Raw genomic sequence first — 2,159 nt, forward strand, 5'->3', positions numbered from 1 at the left:
ATCATCGCCAATACTTCCGGGATCAACACCGGGGATCAGGATATTTCGGGAATAGCGGTCAATGCGACCGATATTGCCACCAATGCAAGTGAGATTACTGCAAATGATTCAGATATCGCTGCCAATGCTTCTGACATCGATGCTTTGGAATCCGAGCAACTTACGCAAAACGATGCCATAGCACTAAACACGGCCAAGACCGGAATCACCACCGAACAAGCGGACATCATTGCGAACACTTCCGGAGTGAATACGGGAGATCAGGACATTTCAGGGATTGCAGTCAATGCGACCAATATTGCAACCAATGTTGCTGGAATCAGTGCCAATGCAAGTGAGATTGCTGCAAATGATTCCGACATTGCAGCCAATGCATCGGACATCGACGCCTTGGAAACGGAGCAAATCACCCAAAACGATGCCATTGCACTCAACACGGCCAAAACCGGGATCACTACCGAACAGGCGGACATCATCGCCAATACTTCCGGAATCAACACCGGAGACCAGGACATTTCAGGGATTGCAGTCAATGCCTCTGACATTGACGCTTTGGAAGCGGAGCAACTTACACAGAACGACGCCATTGCACTCAACACGGCCAAAACAGGGATCACCACCGAACAAGCGGACATCATTGCCAATACTTCCGGGATCAATACTGGAGATCAGGATATTTCGGGGATTGCAGTCAATTCGACGAATATTGCAATCAATGCAAGTGAGATCGCTGCAAATGATTCCGATATCGCTGCGAATACCACTGCGATAACTTCCAACGACACCGATATCGCGACAAATGCTTCGGCCATAACTGTGAATGCCACGGACATCGATGCCTTGGAAGCGGAACAACTTACGCAGAACGATGCCATCGCACTCAACACTGCCAAGACCGGAATCACCACCGAACAGGCGGACATTATCGCCAACACTTCCGGAGTGAATACCGGGGATCAGGATATTTCGGGAATAGCCGTTAACGCAACGAATATTGCTGCCAATGCCACTGCGATAACTTCCAACGATACCGACATTGCAGCCAATGCCTCTGACATTGACGCTTTGGAAGCCGAACAAATCACCCAGAACGATGCCATTGCACTCAACACCGCCAAAACAGGCATCACTACCGAACAGGCGGATATCATCGCCAACACTTCCGGGGTCAACACCGGAGATCAGGATATTTCAGGGATTGCTGTCAATGCGACCAATATTGCCACCAATGCAAGTGAAATTGCAGCAAATGATTCCGATATCACTGCCAACACCGCTGCGATTACATCCAACGATACCGACATTGCTGCCAATGCCTCTGACATTGACGCCTTGGAAGCAGAACAAATCACCCAAAACGATGCCATTGCAATCAACACCGCCAAGACTGGCATCACTACCGAACAGGCGGACATCATCGCCAACACTTCCGGAATCAACACCGGAGATCAGGATATTTCCGGGATAGCGGTCAATGCCACGGACATCGACGCTTTGGAAGCAGAGCAGCTTACACAGAACGATGCCATTGCACTCAACACGGCCAAAACCGGAATCACCACCGAACAAGCGGATATCATCGCCAACACTTCCGGAGTGAATACCGGAGATCAGGATATTTCAGGGATAACTGTCAATGCCACGAATATTGCGACCAATGTTGCTGCGATAGCTGCAAATGATTCCGAAATCGCTTCTAATACAGCAGCGATAACTTCCAACGATACCGACATTGCAGCCAATGCATCGGACATCGACGCCTTGGAAACGGAGCAACTTACCCAGAACGATGCCATCGCACTCAACACCGCCAAGACCGGTATCACCACCGAACAAGCGGACATTATCGCCAATACCTCCGGAATCAACACCGGAGATCAGGATATTTCAGGAATAGCGGTCAATGCTTCGGACATCGACGCCTTGGAAGCGGAACAACTTACACAGAACGATGCCATTGCCTTGAACACGGCCAAGACCGGAATCACCACCGATCAGGCGGACATCATCGCCAATACTTCAGGAATCAATACCGGCGATCAGGACATTTCCGGGATTGCCGTCAATGCGACCGATATTGCTACCAATGTTGCTGGAATCAGTGCTAATGCAAGTGAGATTGCTGCAAATGATTCCGACATTGCAGCCAATGCATCGGA

1 protein-coding gene is annotated in these 2,159 nt (G+C 49.8%); it reads left to right on the plus strand.

The window, feature by feature from the left end:
- A partial coding sequence (locus tag PHU20_RS20080) for a beta strand repeat-containing protein (protein WP_274827194.1) occupies positions 1 to 2,159 on the plus strand: 2,159 nt, incomplete at both ends.

This window comes from Maribacter polysaccharolyticus, assembly GCF_028882255.1.
Classification (GTDB): Bacteria; Bacteroidota; Bacteroidia; order Flavobacteriales; family Flavobacteriaceae; genus Maribacter_A; species Maribacter_A polysaccharolyticus.